The sequence below is a fragment of the Trinickia symbiotica genome (assembly GCF_002934455.1).
Taxonomy (GTDB): domain Bacteria; phylum Pseudomonadota; class Gammaproteobacteria; order Burkholderiales; family Burkholderiaceae; genus Trinickia; species Trinickia symbiotica.
This window is the reverse complement of the sequence record NZ_PTIR01000008.1, coordinates 12,626-37,759: the sequence shown is the minus strand read 5'-3', so window position 1 is coordinate 37,759 and position 25,134 is coordinate 12,626. Positions and strand designations below refer to the sequence as shown.

Genomic DNA, 25,134 nt, shown 5'->3' with positions numbered 1-25,134 from the left:
GGTGCATCGATTTCGGACGTGGCAGCGTCGGTGGTCGGTGTGTCGGACAAGGCTAGCTCGCGGACGGTTTGGCGCGACGAGGGCGCGTTTGACAACGAGCCTCGTCAGGGCGAAGCGGCTGGGTGCGTTCCGGAAAAGCTTTCGATGAGCGAGTGGATAGACGTCAGCCCAGCGAAGCTATGCGATTGTTGCAGAAGTTGCGCGTCAACGCAGCGAACCCGGCAATACAACGGCTGGACCGATCGATGCCGGCGATAGCGGTTTCATGCGAAGCCGGCCGTCTTCTCCAACCGAAACACCCCCACTGCACGCTTGAGCAACGCAGCCTGATCGTCGAGGGACGCAGCCGCCGCAGCGGCCTCCTCGACGAGCGCCGCATTCTGCTGCGAGACCTGATCCATTTGCGACACGGCGATGCCGACCTGCTCGATGCCGTCGCTTTGCTGACCCGATGCGCTCGCAATCTCGTCCATGATCGATGCCACCTTCGCGATCGCCTCCTTGATTTCCTGCATCGTGTGCCCCGCCGTATCGACGAGCTTGGCCCCGGCATCCACGCGTGCCACCGAATCGCCGATCAGTTCCTTGATCTCCTTGGCGGCGGCACCGGCCCGCTGAGCAAGCGAGCGAACCTCGCCGGCCACGACGGCGAAACCCCGGCCTTGCTCGCCGGCCCGCGCCGCTTCGACTGCCGCGTTCAACGCCAGAATGTTCGTCTGAAACGCGATGCCCTCGATCACGCCCGTGATGTCGGCGATCTTCTTCGATGCCGCGTCGATTCCGTTCATCGTTTCGACGACGCTTTCGACCACCGCGGCCCCGCGCACCACGACATCGTTTGCGCCGCCTGACAACGTTTGCGCGGTTATCGCATTGTCGGTGTTGTGCTTGACCGTCGCCGTGAGCTCTTCCATGCTGGCCGCCGTTTGCTGCAGCGATGCCGCCTGCTCTTCGGTACGCTGAGACAGGTCGCTGTTGCCGGCGGCAATCTCCCTCGTTGCCGCGGCGATCGACTCGGCACTGCGCGTCACTTGCCGGACCGTCTCGGTCAACGATGTCTGCATCGCCATCAGGCCTTTGACAAGTTGCCCCATTTCATCATCGGATCGCACCTCCAATCGCCCGCTCAGGTCGCCCGCGGCGATTCGCTGCATTTGCGCAAGGACAATCGCGAGCGGCCGTGCGATCGAGCGGTTGAGCGCCACGGCGCAGATCGCGCAGACGATGAGGCCCGCCGCGAGGAGCACGCCGCCGATCCCCTGAACCGCCCCTGAACGCACCTTTGCCGCCGTGAATGCTTCATTGCCGTGCTGGTTTTGCCAGGCAGCGAGCGCGTCGGAGCTTTTGGTCAATGCGACCGACAGCGGCGGCACGCCCTTCATCGCGATGTCGTCCGCGCTCGCGTGGTCTCCTTTCCTCATCGCATCGATCATCGGCAGGATCGCCTTGTCGATCAGCGCCGAACGGGCGGTGCCGACCGTATCGGCCAGCGCCTGCTCGTCGGCGCTATGCGGTTGCGAAGCGTACTCGTTCCACGCGCGATTCGAGATCGAAAGATAGTTGAGGGCCTTGTCAATCAGGCTCGCCGTATCGGGCGCGTCGGGATGAAGCAAGACGCGATCGAGCGTGGTTCGCACGATCGTCAGGTTCAGGTTGGCCTTGCCGATCGCAATCGCCGCGCTGAGCTGATTCGAGTAAGCGAAATTGAGATCTTGGTCGGAGCGTCTCGTGCCGTATACGCCGAGCACTCCGATCGCTATGAGCATCGCGCCGAGCAGGGCCATCGTCAGCCACAGACGCGCGGAAATGGAGAGACGTCTAAACATTTGAAAGGGTGCCGATAGGTATGTGAAAAACTCTCGCCTTGCCCAATGTCGATGGACAGAGGCCACCAATACCGTTAACGGCACCCTCCCGTTGGACTTGAGCCGTGAGAGCGAGCGCTTTTTGTTTTTCCGCGCCGATCGAGATTCAGACCGAGCGCCCCGCACCGATCACGCGCCCGTTCGCGTCCTCGTCAGCCCGCTCGATTTCCGCCATATCGAGCGTTCCCCTCTCAAGCATCGTTCGCGCCTGCTCCATATCGATGGCCTTTTCCCATCGGGCCACGACGATCGTCGCGACACCGTTGCCGATCAGATTCGTCACGGCGCGCGCCTCGTTCAGAAAGCGATCGACACCCAGCAACAGCACCAGGCCCGACACGGGAATCTTCTGCATGGATGCGAGCGTGGCCGCCAATGCGACGAAGCCCGCGCCCGCCACGCCGGCGGACCCCTTCGAGGTGAACAGCAGCACGCCGAGCACCAGAAGTTGATCCCATACGCTCAGATGAATATTCATCGCCTGAACGATGAAGATGGCGGCCATCGTCAGATAGATTGCCGTACCGTCCGCGTTGAACGTGTAGCCGGTCGGCAAGACCATGCCGACAACGGGGCGCGAGCACCCCAGCTTCTCGAGCTTGATGAGCATCTGCGGCAAAACAGCCTCGGTTGAAGCCGTCCCGAACGTGACGAAGATTTCGTCCTTGATGTACCGCAGAAATTTCCACAGCGACAATCCGCTCAGACGCATCACGCCGCCCAGCACCACGACGATGAACGCGATCGTCGTCAGATAGAGGCTCAACATCAGCTCGCCGAACGAAGCCAGCGTGCCGATGCCATATTTGGCGACGGTGAATGCCATCCCCCCGAACGCGCCGATCGGCGCGACGTACATGACGATGCGCACCACGCCGAACATCGCCTGCAGAAACATGTCGAGCATGTCGACGAAAGGTGCCGTGCGTGGGCCGAGCTTCGCGAGCGCAATGGCGAACAGCACCGAGAAGAAGATCACCTGCAGCATTTCACCGTTGGCGAATGCGCCGACGACGCTGTTCGGCACGATATTCATGAAGAAATCGAGCGTCGTATGCTGGTGCGCTGAATGCGTATAGGCGCTGATTGCCGCCGTGTCGATATGGGCGGCATCGACATTCATTCCGCTGCCTGGATGCACGAGATTGACGACGATGAGCCCGATTGCAAGCGCGATCGTCGAGGCGAACTCGAAGTAGAGAATCGCTTTGACACCCACTCGCCCGGCCGAATGGATGTCGTTCATCCGCGCGATTCCGACGACCACCGACGCGAAAATGATCGGCGCGAGCAGCATCCGGATGAGCTTGATGAAGAGATCGCCAAGCGGTTTGGCTTGGGTGCCCAGATCGGGAAAGAAATGCCCGACGGCGACGCCGGCGATGATGCCGATCAAGACCTGAACGTAGAGTCTCGACAGGTACTTCCTTATCGTTGAAACCCGCATGGCTGTCTCCATTCCGTGGCGTATTCGTTCTGTTCGCGCAGGCCGCGTGTGCTGCGATCGTTCTATGCCGAGAGTTTTCGCATTTCGGCGTAGAGGTCCGCCTTGCCTTCGAAGCCGATGCCGGGCAGGTCCGGCATCGTGATGTAGCCGTTGTCGACCTTCACGCCATCGGGAAAGCCGCCATAAGGCTGGAACAAGTCGGGGTACGACTCGTTGCCGCCGAGGCCGAGACCCGCGGCAATGTTCAGCGACATTTGATGGCCGCCGTGCGGAATGCAACGGCTCGGCGACCAGCCGTGCTGGCGCAGCATCTCGAGCGTCCGCAGATATTCGACGAGGCCGTAGCTGAGCGCGCAGTCGAACTGGAGCCAATCGCGGTCCGGCCGCATGCCGCCGTAGCGGATGAGATTGCGAGCGTCCTGCATCGAGAACAGGTCTTCCCCCGTCGCCATCGGATTCGCGTAGTAGTTGCGCAGCGTCGCCTGCAGTTCGTAATCGAGCGGATCGCCCGGCTCTTCGTACCAGAAGAGGTCGTATTGCGAGAGGGCCTTGGCGTACTGGATCGCCGTGTCGAGATCGAAGCGGCCGTTCGCGTCGACCGCGAGCTTTTGCCCCTCGCCAAGCACGCTCAGGATCGAATCGATGCGGCGCAGGTCCTCGTCGAGCGACGCCCCGCCGATCTTCTTCTTGACGACCGTATACCCACGGTCGATGTAGCTGCGCATTTCGTCTTTGAGCTTCCCGTGATCCTGGCCCGGGTAGTAGTAGCCACCGGCCGCGTAGACGAAAACCTTACGGTTCGGCTGGCCGTTGCCATAACGATCGGCCAGCAACTGAAAGAGCGGCTTGCGTTCAATCTTCGCGACGGCGTCCCAGATGGCCATGTCGATCGTGCCGATCGCGACCGAACGCTCGCCGTGGCCACCGGGCTTCTCGTTCTTGAACATCGTCGCCCAGATCTTATGCGGATCGAGGTTGTCGCCCTTGTCATCGACGAGCGAAGCGGGATCCGCCTCCATCAAGCGCGGAATAAACCGCTCGCGCATGAGCGTTCCTTGTCCGTAGCGACCGTTCGAGTTGAAACCGTAACCGATCACCGGCTTGCCGTCGCGGATCACGTCGGTGACCACGGCGACGAGACTCAGCGTCATCTTGCTGAAATCGATGTAGGCATTGCGAATGGACGAGCTGATTTGAACGGTCTTCTCGCGGATTTCGACGATTCTCATAGGGTCTCCGTTGCATCGCGCGTCGCCGCCGCGAAGCGGCATTCAGCGCCAAGAGCCGCTAGATTATTCGCCGATAGGGGCGTTATGATTCACCGAAACTCACTTCTTTATTAACTTTCAGTGAAGACGGAAGTCGCTTCTCAACTCGAGTTCTTCGTGCTGCTTGCACGCCATGGCAGCCTTGCGGCGGCGGCCCGGGCGCTCGATCTGACGCCGCCCGCCGCCACGAAACGGCTGTCACAATTGGAAGCGAGGCTCGGCGTGCGGCTCGTGAACCGCACCACGCGCCACATCAGCCTGACGTCGGAGGGCGAGACGTACCTGCATCACGCCACGCGGATCCTCGCCGAGATTCGTGAGATGGAAGACGCCGTATCGTCGAGCCACTCAGTGCCGAAGGGCCTGCTGCGCGTCAACGCCACGCTCGGCTTCGGGCGTACAACCATCGCGCCGATCGTCTCGTCGTTTGCGAAGCGATACCCGCATGTGGAGGTGCAGCTCGACGTGACTGATCGCCCGGTCGATCTCGTCGAAAGCGGCATCGACCTCGCCATCCGCTTCGGCGAGCTTCCTGACAAGAGACTCAATGCGCGACGGGTCATGTCGAATCGCAGGTTTCTTTGCGCCTCGCCTCGCTACCTCGAAAAACATGGGACACCCACGAGCCTTGCCGATCTCGCCCGGCATACGTGCATCCTTCATCGGCAGAACGACGACGCTTACGGCGTCTGGCGTCTCGCGCACAACGGGCGAACCGAATCGGTGAAGGTGCACGGCATGCTTTCCAGCAACGATGGTGACATCGTGCTCGGCTGGGCGCTCGATGGCCACGGCATCCTCGTGCGCTCGGAATGGGATCTCGCGAAATATCTGGAAAGCGGGAGGCTGCGCGTGGTATTGCCGGAATTCGCGCAGCCCTCGGCCGATCTCTTCGTCTACTACCCGAACAAACGCAATCAGTCGGCACGAGCGAGGGCGTTCATCGATTTCCTGATCGACCACTTCAAGGACGGCGGGCCGGCGGACGCGTCGTAGAACTGGGTTCGGCAGCCCCGCGCGTGGCTACAAGCCCGGGTTCCAGCGATAAACGATCAGACTCGAATCGTTGTAGTTGTCCTTCGTGACGACGTACTCCCCTGTCGTTCGCCGATAGGCTCTCAGCCCATACATCGAATCGACGTCGTTGCCGACGCTCACTCGGCTCGTATTCGTGTTGATCAACGTCGCATCGAGGCTGCCGGTGACGAGATTGAACGCATCGATGTTGGGCACCGTATGGAAATAGCCGACGAAGAGATAATTGCCGGCTGCCGCAATCGACTTAGGATTGGCACCCGTGATGTTGATGACGGGATAAGGCAACGTGGTGTTACCTGCGCGCCATCCGTGGTACACCTCGATTCTCGTTCCCATCTGCGACCAGTCCGCGCTGCCGGCCACGCCTTGCGCAAGGATCATCGTGTCGTTTTCGGGCAGGTAGACGATTCGCGTGAGCGGCTGCACCGTCGCTGGAACGGCCGTCGCGATCGCCTGCCCCCATATCGGCTCGCCCGCGGCATCGAAGCCGGTGAGCGGATAGTGCCAAATCTCATTCGTACCTTCTGGGCCGGCCCAGACATCCCCGCTGCTGTCCAGACAGAACCCCGAAGTGACGAGCGCCGTCGTGCCGAACAGCGCGCCCGGGAGCGAGCCATCGGGTATGGCGATGTAGCCGTTGGCGGCATTGAAATGAAAGAAATAGAAGTGCGCCGGATTCTGGCCCGCCGCGACGAGAATGCGATTCGCACCGATCGACGCGACTTGAGCGAAGTGCTCGTCGCGATCGCCGCCGTCGTTGACGATGCGCGGGTCCGACGGGTAGGCGATGGGGTCGATCGTGTTGGCCACGAACGTCCCGCCCGCCGTGCCGGTGTAGATGTTGCTGCCGCTATAGAAATAGGCGCCATCGGTACCTGGATCCGGTGCGCCGTTTCCTTCGAAGTTCAGCGACTGAAGGTTCCAGAGCGGGTTGGCGGAGCTGTCGAAGGCGTGAATGTCGGTGCCGCCGTCGCGGCCGAGATCCCAGGTGCCGCCCCATGGGTTGTCGAGGACGTAGAGATTGCCCGCGGAGTCTTTACCGATGCCGACTACGCGCGTGAATCGCTTGTCGCCGATTTGCCCTTTGATGCCGGACGCCGTATCCAGATAGCCGCCTGTCACGCCGAAGGTACCGACGAGAATCGGCGCGTGGGTAATCAGGTACCGCTTGATATTCATGTCGGGCCCTTCGTCGCCGACCATCAGCTGGCGCGTGGGCGAGTCGTAGTAAAGGGCGGACGGCCGCGAGGCGGCAGGCATCGCAATCGTGTTCAAAGGCACGCCGGCCGGGCTGAACTCCGCAACCGCGCCCTGCTCTTTCTGCGCAACCCAGAGGTGCCCGGCGCCGTCGATCGCCAGTGCGCCGGGGCCCGAGACGCTGATATCGCGTTGCCATACGCCATCGGTGGTAAAGACTCTGACGCGGTTTCCGGGAAAGTCGCTTGCGTAAAGCAGCGAGCCCGATGTCGCGAGCCCGGTGACGACATCGGCCCGCGTTTCGGAGGTATCCGCGCTGACCGGGATCAGAAGGTCGCGCTCGCCGGTAGTGCGGTCATATCGACCGACCATGCCGCTGCCATACGCGGCGTTGTACTGCAAAGCGGCGAAGATGGCGGTAGCGTTGCCTGTGATGGCGCTGCCTTGAAATTCGTTGTGGATCCCGATCGAACCGGCGTTCTGCCCGCTCCGGTAAATGGCCACCCCACCTTCGTCCTCGTCCCACATGGTGGAGGTATAGATCGTCCCTTCCGGCGCGACCCACATCGAGCGAGCCGTGTTGCCCACGTGGGCCGCATCGGTTCCGAACGTGTTCGCCAACCAGTCGGTGGTGTACTGCGCCTGACACTGCGGTGCGATCGCCGCCGCCGCGCCTAGCCAGGCGGCAGTGAGCAAAGCACGGATTCGTTTCATGGCCACGGGCGAATAGACTACCGGCACCTCGCTGCCGCTTTGCGTTTTGCATGATCGGCGTCTAGCGGCGGCGCATTGCCTTATGCATTTCGAATCTACTTCACTCGCCGACGAACAAAAATGAATCTTTAAAGCAAAAAAAAGCGAAAAAATCGGGCGCGGCTCGTCGCGAGATCGCCAGCGGCGGCCTGCCCGAGCACGGCGTAAGGCTGGGAATTCGGCGACAGCCGGGAGAGGAAGTCTAAAAAGCGCCGCCTGAAAGGGCATGCAGCCAGTGCGCAAGATGTCCAACGCGCGTCGCCCAAAACGGCCGCGCGATCCAGCATGCGGCCGCCCACGCGAGCGCGACGACGAGCAGGTCGCAGCGTCCGCTCTTCCACCAGTTCAGGGAATGGCGTTTCCAAATCCACGGCACACCGAGCGGGTTCGGCCAATCCGCCAGCAGATGCATGAATCCGCCACAGGCAAAACCGAAGAGCGGCGCCGCCAGGGGTTGCGCGCGGCCGAGCACGTGATAGGAAAAAGCGAGCACGACTGCCCAGCCGAGGCCCCAATGCGTTGCCGTGCGATGCGTGATCCAGAGCCGTCGCGAGCGGCTCCACCAGGCGATTTCGAGCCAATCGGGCGCGGTACCGCCGGCGATACCGGCCACGAACGCAGCCAGGATTCCGAGGTGCCATGGGCCCGCCGCGCCCGCTTGCGCGACGAGCACGGCCGCAATCGTGCCAGCGGCCCAGCCGGTCGCATGATGTGCCGCGTGCGATGCCATACGATGATGTGCCTTACGACGCTAACTAAGCAGTCATCGAACTCGCTACCGCTCCGATTCGGCATACACGCGGCTCTCGACGCGCCGAACCGCGGCCGCTGCGCTTCTGCGCTGAACGTAGAGCGAAAGCGCCCAGATGCCGATCCCGCCAAGCGCGAGCAATGCGCCGACCCACCCGGGCGATGTCCATCCGAATCCGCCTGCGATCGCCAGACCGCCGAGAAACGGACCGAGTGCATTGGCCGTATTGAACGCGGAATGATTGAGCGCCGCGGCCAGCCCCTGCGCGTCTTCGGCGACATCCATGAGTCGCGTCTGCAGCACCGTGCCGAGTGCCCCGCCGATGCCGATCAGGAATACGACGATCGTGATCGTCCACACGTTATGGGCGGCAAGCGGAAAGAGCAGCAGCATGACGGCGCTCCAGAGAAGCAGCAAGCCTGCGGTGCGCATCAGTGCGCGATCCGCGAAGACCGGGATGACGACGTTGCCGATCGTCATGCCCACGCCGAATACGCTCAATATGAGGCCGGTGGCGGCGACAGACACATGCGTGACCGATGCGAGGATGTCGGCGAGATAGGTGTAGACGGCGAAAAGACCGCCGAAGCCGATCGCGCCGATGCCGAGCGTCAGCCATACTTGCGGGCGCCGCAACGCGCCCAATTCGCGCAGCGGGCTCGCCTCGGCCGAGGGGGGCACCGAAGGCGCCCACAGCCGAACGCAGGTCATCGTCAGAACTCCTAACGAAGCGGCGAAGCCGAAACTCCAGCGCCAGCCGATCGCATGGCCGAGCCAATTCGAGAGCGGCACACCGATGATCGTTGCGAACGTCAGGCCGAGAAACATGCGGCCGACGGCAACGGTGCGGCGATCCTCGGGCACGAGAGAAGTCGCGACGAGCGCGGCGATGCCGAAATAGGCGCCGTGCGGTAACCCGGTCAAGAAGCGGAACACGAGCAACCATTCGTAGCTCGGCGCAAGGCCGCTCAATGTGTTGCCGATGGCGAACATGGCCATGAGCGCAATCAGCAACGTGCGCCGATCGAGCCGGGCACCGATTACCGCGAGCGCCGGGGCTCCCACGACGACGCCGAGCGCATAGGCGCTGATCGCGTGGCCGGCAGTCGGCGCGTCGATGCCCAGGCCCTGCGCGAACAACGGCAGCAAGCTCATCGTCGCGAACTCCGTCGTACCGATTGCGAACCCGCCCACCGCCAGCGCAAAAAGCACCAGCCCCGTTTTTCTTTCCGTCCCTACCTGGTACATCAGTTCGCTCGCCGATTCGTCGATGGATTCGTCTTTTCGAAACGGCGATTCTACTGGGATTAGGGAAATCACGTATTCGGGCCCTACATATTCTCCTCGGGCGCCCGCGGGACGGACCGTCCACCGCTACGCGGAGGCTCGAAACGTTCGGCTCATTCGCCCGTCTCGCGGAGTAGTCGGCATCGCATAAGGTATGCGAATGTTCGACGAGTGTGGCCATCCGCAGGCCGTATGGTGCTTCCTGTCGATAGTCGAGTCTCTAATGACCCCGCCCTGCGATGGCGCGTCCGTCACCTCATGAGTGCTGTATCGCGCGCCCATCAATCCATGCAAGCGTCTCTTTCAGCACCTCGTCGGCAAGCTTTGGATCATCCGCTAGTCTCGCGAGAATCAGTCCGCCCACCAACGCCGACCAGCTTCCGATCGCCTCCCTACGCGCAATCGCAGGATCGACATTTTCCATGCTTGCGGCGACCCGCTCGATCCGCTCGCGCAGCGCCCGAGTCGCGACGGCACGCGCCTGTGGCGTCTGCCGTACCGTTTCGCCGCCGAGCGCGGCAACAGGGCAACCGCAGGCAAGATCATCGCGATGCGCCGGCGAGAGGTACTTCGCCGCGTATCGGACTATTTCCGTATCGCTGGCCGCAGCCCGCTCGAAGACGTGCGCGAGCGCCTGCGCGATCAGGTCTTCCTTCGACTTGAAATAACCATAGAAGCCGCCGTGCGTGAGCCCAGCGGCCTTCATGACATCGGCGACCGTGACCGCCTCAAAGCCCTTGGCGCGAAAAAGCTCACTTGCGGCGTCCAGAATTTTCCGCCGGTTCTCGGCAACTTGCTCTCGGCTCACCTTCATGTTTCCTCCCTGCAGTGACGCTTGACATTATACATGATGATCATCATCATTAGAGCATACATGATGATCGTCATGTAAATAATCTTTCTTCTGGAGAACCTAATGTCCACGAAACCTGCCGTCCTTATCACGGGCGCCTCCACCGGCATCGGCGCCATCTATGCCGACCGTTTCGCCAAGCGCGGCCACGACCTCGTGCTCGTCGCACGCAACGTCGAGCGTATGGAAGGACTTGCAGCGCGATTGCGAGCGGAGAACCGTATCGCGATCGACATCGTGAAAGCGGATCTGGCCGAAGCCGCCGACGTGGCGAAAGTGGAAACGCGGTTGCGCGCAGACACGCGCATCGGCGTGCTGATCAACAACGCGGGCACGACGTTGCCGGGCACGTTTCTCGATCAAGCACCCGAAGAGGTTGCGCGGCTCATCGCCCTCAATACGACCGCGCCCGCGCGCCTCGCCGCTGCAGTCGCACCGCGTTTCGCCGAGGCGGGCTCGGGCGCGATTGTCAATATCGCATCGGTCGTCGGCTTGATTCCGGAGTTCGGCTCGACCGTGTACGGCGCGACGAAAGCCTTCATCACTTTTCTCTCACAAGGCTTGCAACTCGAGCTCGGCGCGAAGGGCGTCTATGTACAGGCGGTGTTGCCCGCCGCGACGAGGACCGAAATCTGGTCGCACGGCGGCAAGGATGTGGATACGATCCCCGGCGTCATGGAAGTCGAAGAGCTCGTCGATGCCGCGCTCGTCGGCTTCGATCGCCGCGAGGCCATTACGATTCCGCCGCTGCCTGATGTTGGGCAATGGGAGACCTATCAGGCCGCGCGGCTGGCGATGATGCCGAACTTCGGGCAGTCGCATGCGGCTGAGCGGTATCGGACTGCTGGATAAGCGCAACGCTCGCGCCGTCGGCGAGACCTCATTGAACATACCCCTAGGCAGCTTTCGCGCTGCCATCCTAACCCCGCCAGCATCGACGGGCGGCGGGGAAGACTAGCAGCCCTTCTCGTTTTAACTTCTTGCCGCCTTAGGTGATATGTTATATCATCACACTCACGTGAGTGATACGTTATATCATCGCCCTCCGTTTCGAGCGGCTTGCGGATCGTACAAAACCCCTCGATGCAACGGGCTCCCCATTGAAAGCAGAACGAGAAGACGAAGATGGAACGCTCACATATAGCCCGAGCCTGCGCGGTGGCGGCAGCGTCGATTCTTGGGTCATATGCGCTGATGGCTCATGCTCAGGACGCTGCTGCCGATGCAGCCAGCGGCACGCCAAGTCAGGCAACGCCTTCGAATCCCAATGCACGACAACGCGACGCAACGAGCCTCGACGTCACGGTCAGCGCCAAGCGCCTCGATCGCGCCCGCAACGGACTCCTGCCCGAGACGGGGAGCAGCGTGTACCGGATTACTGAATCCGATATCGACAACATGCCGCAGGGCGCAAACACGCCGCTCAATCAAGTCTTGCTGCAGGCGCCCGGCGTGGCGAACGATTCGTTCGGTCAACTGCATGTGCGCGGCGAGCATGCGAATTTGCAGTATCGGATCGACGGCATCATGATTCCCGAGCCGATCAGCGGCTTCGGTCAATCGTTCGATTCGCGGATCGTCGATCAAGTCAACCTCGTGACAGGCGCGTTGCCCGCGCAATACGGCGACCGGACCGCGGGGATCGTCGACATTCGCACGAAGCAAGGCAACGCGGGCAACGGCGGCACGATCGACGTCTACGGCGGCAGCCATGAAACGATCCAGACGAGCGCCGAGCTGTTCGGCTCGAGCGGCCCGTTCAGCTATTACTTCACGGGCACACTCGGCGAGAACAATCTCGGCATCGAAGCGCCCACGTCCGATGCCAATCCCCTGCACGATCACACGCGCCAGGGCAACGGCTTCGGCTACCTGTCGTACATGATTGACCCGCTCACGCGCGTGAGCGTGATGTTCGGCGCAGCGGCCAATCATTTTCAGATTCCCAATACGCCAGGGCTGGCGCCGGTCTTCACGCTGAACGGGACACCTACATTCGATTCGGCGAACCTCGATGAAACACAGTCGGAGCTCAATAACTTCGCCGTCGTTGCGCTGCAGGGTACCAACGGAGCTGCACTCGACTATCAGATCGCGCTCTACACACGCTATACGCGCACACAGTTCAACCCCGACCCTGTCGGCGATCTGATCTTCGATGGCGTGGCGTCCCGCGACTTTCACAGCAACCAGGCCAATGGGCTGCAGGCCGATACGACGTACCGGCTCGGCGAAAAGCACACCGTGCGCGCGGGGATCATGTTGGAGCAGGAGCACGCGAGCTTCAACGATAGCGTCGCGGTGTTCCCCGTCGATGCCAACGGCAATCAGCTTTCGGATCGGCCGTTCACGATCAACGATTCGAACAGCAAGACGGGCTACCTATACGGGCTTTATCTGCAAGACGAATGGAAACTCACGAGCAAGGTGACACTGAATTACGGCGTACGTTATGACCGTGTGGATGAATTCGTCCAAGCGGGGCAGCTGAGCCCGCGCATCGGGCTCGTTTATCAGCCAACCAGCGCAACGACGCTCCACGCGGGCTATACCCGCTATTTCACGCCGCCGCCCATGGAGCTCGTCTCCGATTCGACCATCGGCCTCTTCAACGGCACGACGAATCAAGCGACAGGCTCGCAAAACGACCCGGTAAAGCCCGAGCGCAGCCACTACTTCGACATCGGTATCTCGCAGCGCGTCACGTCGGACCTCACGCTGGGCCTCGACGCGTACTACAAGATCGCGCGTGACCTGATCGACGAGGGGCAGTTCGGCAATGCGCTCATCTTCACAGCGTTCAATTACGAGCGGGGTCGCGTCTATGGTCTCGAGTTCACGGCGAACTACAAGCACGAAAACATCTCGGCTTACGCGAACGTCGCTTGGAGCCGCGCACAGGGCAAGAACATCGAGTCGGCGCAGTTCAACTTCGGCGCGGACGAGCTCGCATTCGCGGCCGGCAATTGGATCTATCTCGATCACGACCAGCGCGTCACGGCTTCGTTCGGCGGCGCCTACACATTGGGCCGAACGACGTTCACGCTCGACGGCATCGTCGGCAGCGGCTTGCGCAGCGGCTTCGACAATACCGACAAACTGCCGTGGTATTGGCAACTCAATCTCGGCGTAATCGAACGTTTCAACGCGCCGCTCATCGGCAAGTTCGATGGCCGGATCGTGCTCATCAATGCGTTCAACAGCGTCTATGAGCTGCGCGACGGCTCCGGCATCGGCGTGCAGGCGCCGCAGTTCGGCCCGCAACGCGCGATTTACGCGGGCATCACGAAACACTTTTAAGCATTTTCGGAGCTAGCGTTATGAACGACTGGACTGGTATCGCCCAAGCCGTAAGCGCGGGCGGCTGGGTGGTCTACCCGCTCAGCCTGCTCGCCGTCGCGGCGTTGACGATCATGATCGACCGTGCGTACGTCTTCTGGCGTTATGCGCGTATTCCGGGAGACGTATCGCTGCGGAGCAAACACCGGACTGGTGAAATCAGCGGCAACGAAATGGCGCATCCGCGCGCGAGTACATTGCCGGCAAGACATGCCTGGAGCCGTATCGACGCCATTCTCTCCGATCATGAAGAGACGCCGCTTTGGCGAACTGAAGCTCGAATCGAAACGGCAGCGGCGAATATCGAGCGCGACATGAGCCGCGGCCTCTGGCTTCTCGAAACGATCGTGACGGCCGCCCCGCTGCTCGGGCTGCTGGGGACGATCGTCGGCATGATGCGCTCGTTCCGATTGATTGGGGGAGACGGTCTCGTGAGCCCCGCCGGCGTGTCAAGCGGTGTTGCACAGGCACTCGTCGCCACGGCGATAGGGCTTGTCATTGCGCTCATCGCTCTTTTCGCGTTCAACTACTTTTCGCGGCGCATCGACCGCTTGATGGACGAGATCGAATCGCTTGCAAACGAACGGCTCGGCGACATTCGCCTTTCTCGCGAAACGGGCAACGCAGGAGCGCGGCCATGAAACTGCGCCGCTCTCGCGTGTCGAAGCGCGGGCGCATCGAAATCATTCCGATGATCGATGTCATGTTCTTTCTGCTCGCGACGTTCATGTTGACGTCGCTTGCAATGCAGCGCCTCGACTCCGTCCGCATCGATTTGCCGCGTGGGCAGGCGCAGCAGATGCCGGCGGATCGGCCGGTGACGCTGTCGGTCAATCGCGAAAATCGGATTTATATCAATCAGCAACCGGTTTCGCTCGATCAGATCGTCGGCAGCGTGAAGCGCCTCATCGGGCCCGACGGTGATCTCGTGGTGGCCGCCGATGACGGTGCATCTCATGGCATCGTCGTGCAAGCCATGCTCGAGGCCCGAAAGGCCGGCGCGAAGCACTTTCTCGTTGCCTTGCACCGTGAATAAGCGATGGGTCTCGTCTGACGCAGAACGAAGCAGAGCTTGGCGGCTCGTCGTTGCAGCGTTGCTGGCATCGGCTGCGTGGGGTTTGTTTCTCTCGAATTCGCGGTGGCTTTTCTCCGGCAGCGAACCTTTGAGAAGCAGGGATGAACCGATCGACATGCGGCTGGTTGAATGGCCCGTAATGCCGCAAGATGCTGGGCGCAATAGTGCAATTGCGAGGGCGCCGGATGCGGCAACGCACGCGTTTCCTCGTCCGCCGGAGCGACCCACGCACCCTGTGGCGCGCCGGCATGAGGTAGTAGCGCGAATTCCGTTGCCGAAAGCCGAGAACCCGCCACCTGTCCCACCGCCCACCACTGAGACGGTACGGCGAACCCAGCCGCCGGTGACGTCAAGCGTGTCGCCAACTCCAACGGAAAGCGCTGCCCCGCAGTCGAATGCAATCGCAGCATCGGCGCTTGACGCTCAGCAATCGACAGAAGGCCATTCGGACGCAAGCGGCCCCGCGCGCGTCGTCGCCCAACCCCTGCCCGACTTGCCGGACGATCTTCGTGAAGACGGTTACCAGTTCGTCGCGGTCGCGCGCTTCGTCATTCACGCGAACGGGGCCTTCGATGTCGAACTAATCAAGCCGACACCGAATCCCCGCCTCAATCAGATACTCATCGCGACACTGCATAGATGGCGCTTCCTCCCGGCGACAGAGGCCGGGCATCCTGTCGAGAGCCGTCAAGAAGTGCGGGTTCACTTCAACGTGGATTGAACGAAAGGACGTGCTGCGCTCGAATACTGACAAAGTCTCGGTATTGCGACATAAGCCAGTCCAGGTCTTTGGACGCACCGCCCCGCCTGTGTTTCGCCGCATTGGCCGTTTATTCGCATCTCGATGCACGCCCGCCCAAGAGTTCATTGGTTGGGCGCAGCCCCTGCCGCTTTATCGGTCGGTCGGACTGCTGCATCCACGGGCAAACCTGCAAACGAACGTTCCTTGCTAGCGGGGTCAGTCATCGGGTCGTTGTTGTTCATGCCCGTGTAGACCCGGACGATCTGCTCGGTTGGCAGTCCGAGCATGCAGTCTTCCACGACACGCGATCCGATACGCGATGTTTGATGATGGTCCGAGCCGGTACCATGCACCATGATCTGGAAGATCGGTAAGCCGGCTTTTTTCGCGGCCTGTACGTAGTGGTCTTGAGAACTGAAGGAAACGTCGGTATCCGTTTCGTCGCTGGTCACGAACATGCGGAAACCCGGCATCGGATGAACACGGGGAAGCTGATCGATCGGATCCCAGACATGGGTGAACGATACGCCCGTGTAGTCGGTAGACCGCCCCGCCTCCCGGGCGCGATAGACCACTGATGTGACGCCCGATGAAGAGACGGCGCATAGGACGTCTCGCCGCTCCGCGATGAGTGCCGCGACGAGCCCTCCGCCTCCCGACTGCCCCACCAGGCCGTATTCTCGAATGCCGTACTTTGCCTTGATCTTGTCGAGCGCTGCGTTCATCACCAGCGTCTCGTACTGAGTGCGTCTGCGGTTCTGGTTGCCGCTGCTTCCGTCTACACCGGGGCGCGCCAGGATCAAGTAGGCGGTGCCTCCGCTGCTCTGCTGCAACTGAGCCGTTGTCATTCTTCGGCGAGGCGTCCACTTCGAATAACTCGATGACGCGCCGCTCGTCGAAAGCACGTCGCCCTCCATGAACACGATTGCTCGATCGACGTGCCCGCGTTCGAAAGCATTCGACGCATAGTAACGAATGCATTCTTGGAACGACGCCCCGACAACACAGACGGCGTCCGGCGTATTCGCGCACTGATCCGGCGTAGCGACCGAGCCGTTCATGGCCTCTGTGCCGGAGAAGTGATCATCAAGTGCGTAGTTTTTGACGGTCGAAGCACAGCCCGTCATCAATGCGGCCGAAAGGGCAATTAGGCCGCCGAAACAGGATACACGCACCCCGCTAATTCTTTTTCTTTCGTTCATTGTTAGCTTCGTTCGTTTTGTTTAAGACAAGGACGCTCCCCGCGAGCAGTCATCGCAGCTCGTGCGTCCCTTCGTTGAGTTCGAACACGCCCGGCAATAGAGCCATTGCCGCTATTCACAATGACCGGGGCGGCGTCTGATTTTGCGTTATGCGGTGGAGACGGTCAACTGCCCTTCCCCCATTTTCCCCGACACATTAAATGGCATGATGTCGTTGCCGAAAGTGTGGGAAGGCCACTGCATCTTCCATAGCTTTGGAAGATGCCATTACCGACTACTTGTTCGACACAGTATTCGGGCTGATGAACTTGCTTGCGGCAAGGAGCTTCCTTGCATCCTCCGAGTTGATCTGAGCGATCTTTGCGCAAGTCAGATTCCGGCTGATTTGAAAATAGCTTGGCTGATCCTGAGCGGCGAAAAATTGCTTGCCATCTTCCTTCCATGTCGGCGACCAGCCGCCAAAACATTTGACCGACACCACGTGTTCGCCGGCGGGTATGTGAAATTGCGTGTTCTCGCCGGAACGAATCGTAAAGACGTCCTTGCCATCCAGCGCGACGTAGTAGCTGTTCGTTGCGCCGATCAGGCTGCTCGGGCGAATCAGCACCAACTGCGATGCGGCGCTACCTGCGGCGACTGTAGGAAGCTCGCCAATCCGCCCCGAACTTGCACATCCCAACAGCGCCACACTGACCAATCCGATTATTGATTTTTTGAGCATTTTAAATGTCTTAACGTTCATTCTACGCTACCGGACGCGAGCCCTGACGCTCGATCCGATTAGCACCCACTGCCATATCAACGGTTACACTATTTACCGCATTTCACTTGATTCTTGAGACCACAACTACGACGCTGCAATCTCCGCCCGGGAAGATCAGCACCCTATCTGCTGGACGATCAGCTTCATTGACTCGCGAAGAAAACCTCTCGAACGAAGGCTTGAGCATCGCTGCGGGATTTTCGGAACGCCGCTTCGTTCCGCCCAACGTGAGCCCCCAACTTGCTGCAACCCGCAAAAAATTCGTTGAGCTTGGGCGGATCAATCGTTTCGCCAGTGCGCTCGGACGTAATCGTCCACGGTTCGATGTCCCACCGGAGCACACCGCACGGTGCCGCGGACGTTGCTCGAGGCTGGTAACTGACTGGATACATGCCGTCCCAAGAATGCCCTGCGCCCGCGTACTCGATGGTCCGAACAGTTGCCCCTGCGTCCGCATACCGCCTGGCTAAACGCTCACAAGGCTCGGGTAGGGTGTAGTCATCCGCCTCGCCAACGAGATTGAGTATGGGTGCCTTAGTAATTTGCGGGGACCAATAGACCTGATTGCATCCCGCATACACAGGAATATGCAGTGCGAACTTGAGGTCGGTCTTGATTACAGCACGTCGAAATGGCTCTTCTGCTGTTCGGAACGTTGCGCTGCCACCGCGGGAAAATCCCATGATTCCAATTCTTGTGGCATCGATCCGCGGGTGGCTCGCCAGTACCTGAAGCGCTTGAAAGGCATCCACGACGTCCGCGGCGTAGGGCACCCGCGTTTGGTCTTCCGCAGTCCGGTTCACGCCACGAGGCTCAAACACGTAGACGACGAACGTAGCGACGCCAATTTCATTGAAGGCCTGCACCCATTGCGCCATGCTTGCCTCAACGCCCCCACTGCCGTGCATGAGCACGATAGCGGGGACTTTGGCTGCGTCGCTCTTCGGTAAGGACAGGTCTCCCCAGACCGTCTGTTCCGCCCAATTTTCCCGATGCTCTCGCGCAAGATCGTACATGGTCTTGGGCGTGAAGCTATTGAATTCAATGCGGCCCTCTCTTTCCGGCGAGAGCGTCTGAGCAGCCGCCATCTGCGAAAGGACGATGACGGCGATCAGTGATAGATGTGAAACCAAACGACTGAGCATCGAATTCGGCGTCATTGAACTCGACAAGCTGCTTTGTGCATTTACCACAAGTCGCCCCAAAGAATTGGTTTACAGCCCACGCGAGCAGCCTCAGACAGCAATGAAACTGGCTCACGCTGAGCGCGCGGATATGGTGACATGTATCACTGATAGATGCCCACGATCATGTGCAATCGGATACCCCCTATTGATGACGAAATTAACGTCAACGATTATTGATCTATTAAGCAATCTGCATTGAATTTTAAGTTACGTAAGTTGACCACAGCGAAAGGCATTTGTCTAGGCAAACGAGCGAGAACAGATCTTGGTATTGCTTTGAAACGTTTGCGCCTAGCGGGCCGGACGTAATCATCCGCGTAAATCCCAAAGCGATTCTCCGACGCAATCATTTCAGCCCACCAAGGCCACGGAACGGCCGATTGGGCGACGCTGTACGATCCCATGCTCGCCAGGGGCCGCGTACGCGATAAAAGCGCGTATTACTCAAGGAATACGGCCATGCGGCCCGAAACTGAACGGTGGCTCAATGTCAGGATTTCCTGAAATTTGTGTACGAGCACACTACCCGATGGAGCGGCTCCGGCCCGCCGCCGCAGACGTGTCATCTTCTGGCACATTGGAGCCAATTGACTTCGGGCATAAAGGAGCCACTGCGTTTCCGGCATATGGAGCCAGCCGGTATTCGGCATATAGGCGCCAGGGAAGGAATCGCGCATCTCGATCGTGATGCTGATCGCCTGCACCGTCCACCAGGGTCTGGCGGTTCATGGCGCCGTAGGCATACCACATCGTCCGCGAGTTCGAGACCGGCACGGTGCGCTGCACCGGCACCGAGGTGTAGATCGGGTTGCCCGACTCGTCGGTGCCGGTTTGCACCTGTTGGTAATCCGTGACCGTCGTATAGGTCGTGGTCGTCGTCTGTTGAAGCAGCCGGTTGCCGACCTTGTCGTATTCGAAGTGCAAACTCACGCCATCCAGGGCGTCAACCTGTGCGAGGCGACCCAGCGTGTCGTAGGCGAGCGTCTGGCTTTGGTAGAGCTGGCCGTTCTGCGCCGTCTCCTCGGTGACGTGCTTGCCGGCCGGTCAGCGGTGTCCGCTATGTCTGGCGACAGCCCAGGCACCGCCTGGCGGCGAGCGTCACCGGCGCGCCTGACCTAGCTGAGGATCAACTCATCAAACCCGATCAGGGTCTCGACAAGCCCGCCCGGAACCATAGGACCATCCCGGCGTCGCCGTGTAAGGACGCGTCGTCACCATCACGTCGATGTCATCCGAAGATACCGCGATCGGCAATACGTCAAGCGCGGCTACAGTCCTCTTATGCTAACATAGCTAACTACATTTGACTTGTCATAAACGATAGTTAGCTTGGCTAGCCCTTCCAGCGCGGTATATTTACTACCGATCGAATCACGGATCTCCGGCTCGCCAAGCAAAGCGTGAATTTGCTTATCAGTCATACCGGCTTTTATCCCAAATGGGAGCTCTACGGGGAAGGGCATATGAGTCTGCGATCTTTGCGCATAAATCTGGATGTCCAATACCTTTTCATTCTCAAAAAGCAGATCAACGCCTTTCTCGGAGGAACCGACATAGCGCCGAAACGGTGGGTCGTCATATACATCTCGAAGCCCGTACCGATTTACGACGTCAACCACTTCGGCAGCCGACGTCGCTTTTCCTAGAATTGAGATCAAATCTTCACTAAATGACATTATTCCGGCTCCCATGCGCCAAGATTGGTGAAGAACTGCTTGATCCCGTCTTTTGTGGACAGTTGACCAAACAAGCCGCTATTCCTTTCGTTTAGGACATTGAAAGCGGCGCCCTGTAAATCTTCTCTATTATAGCCGAATTTCTCTGCGTTTTGCATATATACTGCCTGATCTCTAAATGCCGCAGCTTGCAAATCTTGAGCATCCGCAGCAACTTGCGCTGGCGTATTATTGCTGAAGTACGTTCGACCACTCGCGTGGAAGTCTCCATCAACAATGAGAGTATTCGTTTCTGCTCTCAGTGCAGTTGCTTGCGCTCTTGTTAGCGGGAGCCCAAGCGTATTTTCGACGTGTGTTCGTATTGCAGCAATTGATGGAATGTGATCGCCAGTTAAATTGTCCCCGGCCACCGCACGTTCCACACTCTCTCTGTACGTGACTACCTCGAGCTTACTTACCGGCTCCGCTGATGCGCCTATGCCATCTGTCGCCGTAGCCTTGATCTGATCAGAAAGCGTCGTCGACCCAGCCTCATCGCCGACAATCGACAACCGCGCGCCCGTCAAATCCGCGTACCGGCTCACAGCATTATAGGCGGTCTCGCCCAGACCCAGCGCCTTCACTCCGTCCCAGCCGAGCTGCAACGCCTTCAGGTCCGCGCTCGGCGCGAGGAGCTCGCCGACGTAGCCCATCCCGCGCTGCATGCTGTTGTCATATCGACAGTGGCCCGATTCCACCACCCAGCCGTGCTTTGCTGTGCATTCGTGAGCGCCGTTTGTGGGTCCACGCCCGCTTCGATCTGCCCCTGCATCACGGCACCCTGAGTGATGGCGTTGGCGGCGCTCATTACCATCTCGGGCACGCCGTTCACAAGACCCTTGCCAGAACCGATAGCGCCTTGACCGACGAAGTGGAATACGTTCGACATCTGCTCGAAGTAGCCCATCTGCGGCCCGCTAGCCGGTGCTTGGTCCGTCACGCCCGTCACGTTGCCCATCGCGTCGGTTTGTACTACCACGGCGTTCTCAGGCGAAGCGGAAGCGGTGGGCGCATCGAGCGGACGAACGGTTATCTCCGGTGCCGGCACCGCATACCCCTCGGTTCCCGTTGTCGGATCCGTCGCGACAGGTTGGTCGGGCGGCGTCGTACCGGTCACCAGGATGTTGTACGTGCCGTCGGCGTTATATCCCGTTTCAACAGCAAGCATCTGGGCCGCCTGAGCCTGGAGCTCCGCCACGCGCGCGTCATGCGCGAACAGCAACGCCCGCACAAGGCGGGCGTTGTCATAGCCATGAGCTCTTTACGCAAACGGCTCTGTCAAGGCGTGCTCTAGTCCAAACGATCGGAGGATGCCTAACACTTTCTCAGAGACAACTAAGCGTAGATCGCCGGCTATGCCAAAGTCATGCTTGCCGGGCTCTCCACTTATCTTCAGCCACCGGAAAGGAGGAAGCTCGCGGTTCGGATACAAGTCACGGAACTCATCAGACGCCGAAACTTCAACCTCCACGAACTGAACCCCTGTGACACCGTTCTGTAGTAGGGCATCTGAAGCAGCTTGCGTGGCAATCACGCATGGAAAACTCTCGAGCACAGCATCCCCCTGCCAGCCACTAAACTTGTAATGCAGTTTGTCGACCCTGGGCGGATGCACAGTGGGATCGATAACAGTGTCCTCACCTAGTTCGCCTGCCACTTCGGGTTCAAGAAAGAAGTATTGCATAGTGTCTATCTATCTACTGGTGGATTGAATTGAGAACCGTACTTGGCGTCGATTTCAGTAGCCTTCTCCAGCAGCATATCCTTCGTCGGATTTGGTGTTTGCCGATAGAACTGGTTCCACTCCCTGCGAATCTGGCTCAGGTGCAGATCAGAATTCAACTCGTTGGGAATGCCACGCAGGTTCTCAAGGGAGTGAATCTCTTCCTGCCAAACGAGACCAGGATATCGCGTCAATACCTGTTGCTCAACTGCATGGTGAACAACAACTTGTCCTTGCAGGTCAGGGTAAGCGTCAAAAAAGGTTGTGCGATAGTCTGTTGATACGGCATTTCCAAACGTGGCGCCACCGGTTTTATCGGACTCGGTCCCGACTCTCCTTGTCGCAGCAGCCTGGACCTGATCCGCAAGCGTCGTCGATCCTGCCTCATCGCCGACAATCGACAACCGTGCGCCCGTCAAATCCGCGTACCGGGTTACAGCATTATAGGCGGTGTCGCCCAGAGACCTTAAAACGGTACCAGTTAAAGGAGCGGCAGCGGACCCGACCTCCCCGAGGCCAAACAGCGTCAACCCGGCCTGACCAAAGGCTTGCATTTCCCGGCCGACTGCCGCCACGTAGTGGCCCGCACGCCCTTGCTGGATCGCTTCGTCCTGATAGACAGCCCCGCTCATCTCGCGGCCGAACTGCGTGAAGCTATGCCACGCGTCATTCACATAGCTGCCCACACGTGCTGCGCTTTGATTCGGGTCCAAGACGCCGGCGTATCCGCCCTCCGCTCCGCGAATGAAAGCGTCAAACGGTGTCTCACTGGTGCCGCCGCTGGGCGCGGGGCTCGACTGATCCAGCGGCGTCACCTGGATTTCCGGTGCCGGCACCGCATACCCCTCGGTTCCCGTTGTCGGATCCGTCCCGACAGGTTCGTCGGGCGGCGTCGTGCCGGTCACCAGGATGTTGTACGTGCCGTCGGCGTTATATCCCGTTTGAACAGCAAGCATCTGGGCGGCCTCAGCCTGGAACTCCGCCACGCGCGCGTCATGCGCGTCGAGGCTCCCACCACCCGCGTCCGTTGCCACGATCGGCTGCCCCGGCTGCGTCAGATCGTTCGATGCGAGCAGCATCCCCGGCTGAGCGCCGCTATCGATCGGCGCGGCGCTGAACGCGTCGACCAATTGGTTATACGCCCCTTCGGTATCAAACCCGTTCGAGCCCGAGAGCGCCCCATTCGGGCCGCTCGCCCCATTGCCCAACGGCCCGAACAGCACCGCATCACCCGGCTGCCCAACGTCGCTCGACTGCATCACCTGCTGCTCGGTCTGCGCCAGCGTATCCGCTTGTGTCCCGCTTTGGGTGCTCGCATCTTGCGCCAAGCTCTCGCCCAGCGCGTTGCCAAACGCGTCTGCCGCAAGCTGCGCGATCTGTAATCGGCCGCCGCGCATCACCGACGCCGTAACACCCGCCGCGATGCCCGAAATCGTTCCCGAGATCAGGTCCTTGCCGAAGTCGAAGCCCTGGCTCGGGTCGTAGCCCATCGCGCTATCCGCCCCCACCTGCGCCACGGAGCTGGCCGCACTGCCGGCCGCCGCGATCGCCACCTGCTGCCAGCTGAAGCTATGCTGCAAACCCGTGGCTACCTCAATGCCTTGCGTCATCGCATTGGTTAAGGCCGCGCCCGCCACCGAGTTGCCAAGGCCCCCAACACCCACCCCCTGGGTCACGCCTGCGCTGACGACCGATGTCCCCAGCGATTGCCAGTCAAAGCCATGCTCCACGCCAACCGCGTTGCCGACTGCCTGCCCCGCAATATTTCCCACCGCCGCGTCCAGCATCGCTTCCGCAACCGGCGCCGCCGCCCCCAGCTCGGCGGCTACCTCTTCCGGCAGCAGTTCGTATTGCTGAGCAATGACCGTTACCACCACCGTCACGATCAGGACGAGGATGCCGCCCAGCCCTCCACACCCGCCCCCGCCATCCTGCTGCGGCACCGGCAGATTCGGCGTGGTATCGCCCACCACCTTGCTCGGATCGTACGGCTTGAAGCTCGAGCTCGTGTTATGCGCCGACGCCACCCGGTTCGGGATCGTCAGCGTCTGCCCCACGCGCAGGTCGTCATCGCCGCGCAGTTCATTGGCGTCCGCTATCTGGTACCACAGCTCGCTGTCGCCGTACGCTTGCTGCGCGATGCTGCGCAGTGTGTCGCCGCTGCGGATCGTGTACTGCCCCGTCGATGCCCCCGGATACGCGTTCGTGATCGGCTGGTAGCTCAGGTTGAAGTTCGTCAGGTCCGCGTAGTTCGGGTCACCGTTGCCGTTGGTCGGCGTGACCGGATCCTCGCCCGTGCCGTACGTGCCGTACACCTGCCCGTCCACCACCAGTTGCTTGAGCACGTTGCCCTGCTGCGTCTTTTGCAGGATGTTGCCGTTCGCGTCGTTCACGAACGTGCGGTCGTTGGCGCCCTTCGTGCTGTCGGTCACGCTGATCAAGTCACCGTTGGCGTCGTAGCCATCGGTCGTGGTGCCCATCTGCCCCGCGTTGTCGCTGCGGTAGCCGCTGACCGTCGCTTCCTTGTACCCCTCGAACTTGGCGTACGTGGTGCTGAAGTACTCCGTCACCCCGCTGCTATCCGTCATTTGGTAGTTCGTGACGTTGCCCGCCGCGTCGTAGCCGCTGCTCACCGACGAGTGGTTCACCGTCTGCGTCGTGTAGATCGGCGCGCCCGATTCGTCCGTGCCGGTTTGCACCTGGTCCTGCGTTTGCCAGGTGGTCACCTTCTGGTACACCTGATCGCTCGAGAACGAGCCGTCCGGCTTCGTGGTGTGCAGGCTCAGCAGATGACCGTCCGCGTCATAGCGCGATACGCGCGTGATCGCGCCGTTGGCGTCGCTTCGGCCGTTCGTCAGCGCCTGGATGTAGTCGTTCGACAAGCTCCCGGCCGGCCCGCTTTGCACTACACGCGAGGCGCCGTCGTACA

At 60.6% G+C, this 25,134-nt stretch carries 22 protein-coding genes; 6 read left to right on the top strand and 16 right to left on the bottom strand.

Annotated elements, in window-relative coordinates; translation table 11 throughout:
- Nucleotides 1-263: 263 nt before the first annotated feature.
- From B0G57_RS13375 to B0G57_RS13365, 3 genes are all read right to left on the bottom strand, one after another.
- Nucleotides 264-1,826 carry a methyl-accepting chemotaxis protein gene (locus B0G57_RS13375; RefSeq protein WP_018443868.1) on the bottom strand — a complete coding sequence of 521 codons (1,563 nt, stop codon included), beginning with the start codon at nucleotides 1,824-1,826 and terminating at the stop codon, nucleotides 264-266.
- A 145-nt stretch (nucleotides 1,827-1,971) separates the two neighbouring features.
- Nucleotides 1,972-3,312: a C4-dicarboxylate transporter DctA gene (gene dctA, locus B0G57_RS13370; RefSeq protein ID WP_051090140.1), complete on the bottom strand. Its 1,341-nt coding sequence runs from the start codon at nucleotides 3,310-3,312 to the stop codon at nucleotides 1,972-1,974.
- Nucleotides 3,313-3,374: 62 nt separating this feature from the next.
- Nucleotides 3,375-4,541 (bottom strand): mandelate racemase/muconate lactonizing enzyme family protein, encoded by a 1,167-nt coding sequence (locus B0G57_RS13365; protein ID WP_018443866.1) that lies wholly within the window; start codon nucleotides 4,539-4,541, stop codon nucleotides 3,375-3,377.
- Nucleotides 4,542-4,661: 120 nt separating this feature from the next.
- Between B0G57_RS13365 and B0G57_RS13360 the strand changes: the two genes are divergently transcribed.
- Nucleotides 4,662-5,576 (top strand): LysR substrate-binding domain-containing protein, encoded by a 915-nt coding sequence (locus B0G57_RS13360; protein WP_018443865.1) that lies wholly within the window; start codon nucleotides 4,662-4,664, stop codon nucleotides 5,574-5,576.
- Between the two features lie 27 nt (nucleotides 5,577-5,603).
- On the opposite strand, the gene B0G57_RS13355 is transcribed toward B0G57_RS13360, so the two are convergent.
- The 4 genes from B0G57_RS13355 to B0G57_RS13340 all read right to left on the bottom strand — a co-directional run bounded on the left by B0G57_RS13355 (nucleotide 5,604) and on the right by B0G57_RS13340 (nucleotide 10,420).
- The gene (locus B0G57_RS13355; protein WP_018443864.1) at nucleotides 5,604-7,529 is read right to left on the bottom strand and encodes an SMP-30/gluconolactonase/LRE family protein; all 1,926 of its coding nucleotides are present in this window, start codon (nucleotides 7,527-7,529) and stop codon (nucleotides 5,604-5,606) included.
- 241 nt (nucleotides 7,530-7,770) lie between these two features.
- Nucleotides 7,771-8,298 (bottom strand): metal-dependent hydrolase, encoded by a 528-nt coding sequence (locus B0G57_RS13350; protein WP_018443863.1) that lies wholly within the window; start codon nucleotides 8,296-8,298, stop codon nucleotides 7,771-7,773.
- Between the two features lie 45 nt (nucleotides 8,299-8,343).
- Complete coding sequence (locus B0G57_RS13345) at nucleotides 8,344-9,567, bottom strand: MFS transporter (RefSeq protein ID WP_018443862.1); 1,224 nt, start codon at nucleotides 9,565-9,567, stop codon at nucleotides 8,344-8,346.
- Nucleotides 9,568-9,862: 295 nt separating this feature from the next.
- A complete protein-coding gene (locus tag B0G57_RS13340; RefSeq protein ID WP_018443861.1) occupies nucleotides 9,863-10,420 on the bottom strand; it encodes a TetR/AcrR family transcriptional regulator in 558 nt (185 codons plus the stop codon).
- A 102-nt stretch (nucleotides 10,421-10,522) separates the two neighbouring features.
- Between B0G57_RS13340 and B0G57_RS13335 the strand changes: the two genes are divergently transcribed.
- From B0G57_RS13335 to B0G57_RS31730, 5 genes are all read left to right on the top strand, one after another.
- Nucleotides 10,523-11,311: an SDR family NAD(P)-dependent oxidoreductase gene (locus B0G57_RS13335; RefSeq protein ID WP_018443860.1), complete on the top strand. Its 789-nt coding sequence runs from the start codon at nucleotides 10,523-10,525 to the stop codon at nucleotides 11,309-11,311.
- Nucleotides 11,312-11,584: 273 nt separating this feature from the next.
- Nucleotides 11,585-13,759 (top strand): TonB-dependent receptor, encoded by a 2,175-nt coding sequence (locus B0G57_RS13330; protein WP_051090139.1) that lies wholly within the window; start codon nucleotides 11,585-11,587, stop codon nucleotides 13,757-13,759.
- A gap of 20 nt (nucleotides 13,760-13,779) precedes the next feature.
- A complete protein-coding gene (locus B0G57_RS13325; protein WP_018443858.1) occupies nucleotides 13,780-14,439 on the top strand; it encodes a MotA/TolQ/ExbB proton channel family protein in 660 nt (219 codons plus the stop codon).
- Nucleotides 14,436-14,834 carry an ExbD/TolR family protein gene (locus B0G57_RS13320; protein ID WP_018443857.1) on the top strand — a complete coding sequence of 133 codons (399 nt, stop codon included), beginning with the start codon at nucleotides 14,436-14,438 and terminating at the stop codon, nucleotides 14,832-14,834. The genes B0G57_RS13325 and B0G57_RS13320 overlap by 4 nt, the downstream gene beginning before the upstream one ends.
- 394 nt (nucleotides 14,835-15,228) lie before the next feature.
- Nucleotides 15,229-15,594, top strand: a complete 366-nt coding sequence (locus tag B0G57_RS31730) for an energy transducer TonB (RefSeq protein WP_018443856.1) — start codon at nucleotides 15,229-15,231, stop codon at nucleotides 15,592-15,594.
- 143 nt (nucleotides 15,595-15,737) lie between these two features.
- On the opposite strand, the gene B0G57_RS13310 is transcribed toward B0G57_RS31730, so the two are convergent.
- The 9 genes from B0G57_RS13310 to B0G57_RS13265 form a co-directional block, all read right to left on the bottom strand.
- Nucleotides 15,738-16,817: an alpha/beta fold hydrolase gene (locus B0G57_RS13310; protein WP_189595337.1), complete on the bottom strand. Its 1,080-nt coding sequence runs from the start codon at nucleotides 16,815-16,817 to the stop codon at nucleotides 15,738-15,740.
- 274 nt (nucleotides 16,818-17,091) lie between these two features.
- Nucleotides 17,092-17,559, bottom strand: a complete 468-nt coding sequence (locus tag B0G57_RS13305; RefSeq protein ID WP_146013368.1) for a hypothetical protein — start codon at nucleotides 17,557-17,559, stop codon at nucleotides 17,092-17,094.
- Between the two features lie 164 nt (nucleotides 17,560-17,723).
- On the bottom strand, nucleotides 17,724-18,740 hold the full coding sequence (locus B0G57_RS13300) for a dienelactone hydrolase family protein (protein WP_035469707.1): 1,017 nt from the start codon (nucleotides 18,738-18,740) through the stop codon (nucleotides 17,724-17,726).
- A 549-nt stretch (nucleotides 18,741-19,289) separates the two neighbouring features.
- On the bottom strand, nucleotides 19,290-19,691 hold the full coding sequence (locus B0G57_RS13295) for a hypothetical protein (RefSeq protein WP_018443852.1): 402 nt from the start codon (nucleotides 19,689-19,691) through the stop codon (nucleotides 19,290-19,292).
- Nucleotides 19,692-20,035: 344 nt separating this feature from the next.
- On the bottom strand, nucleotides 20,036-20,443 hold the full coding sequence (locus B0G57_RS30895; RefSeq protein ID WP_035469703.1) for a hypothetical protein: 408 nt from the start codon (nucleotides 20,441-20,443) through the stop codon (nucleotides 20,036-20,038).
- Entirely contained in the window at nucleotides 20,443-21,135 is a 693-nt protein-coding gene (locus tag B0G57_RS13280; RefSeq protein WP_146013369.1) for a hypothetical protein, read from the bottom strand. The genes B0G57_RS30895 and B0G57_RS13280 overlap by 1 nt, the downstream gene beginning before the upstream one ends.
- Complete coding sequence (locus B0G57_RS13275; RefSeq protein WP_146013370.1) at nucleotides 21,093-21,650, bottom strand: hypothetical protein; 558 nt, start codon at nucleotides 21,648-21,650, stop codon at nucleotides 21,093-21,095. Before B0G57_RS13275 ends, B0G57_RS13280 begins: the two co-directional genes overlap by 43 nt.
- Before the next feature lie 93 nt (nucleotides 21,651-21,743).
- On the bottom strand, nucleotides 21,744-22,166 hold the full coding sequence (locus B0G57_RS13270; protein ID WP_018443847.1) for a hypothetical protein: 423 nt from the start codon (nucleotides 22,164-22,166) through the stop codon (nucleotides 21,744-21,746).
- A 5-nt stretch (nucleotides 22,167-22,171) separates the two neighbouring features.
- The gene (locus tag B0G57_RS13265) at nucleotides 22,172-25,087 is read right to left on the bottom strand and encodes a LysM peptidoglycan-binding domain-containing protein (protein WP_158256613.1); all 2,916 of its coding nucleotides are present in this window, start codon (nucleotides 25,085-25,087) and stop codon (nucleotides 22,172-22,174) included.
- Between the last annotated feature and the right edge of the window lie 47 nt (nucleotides 25,088-25,134).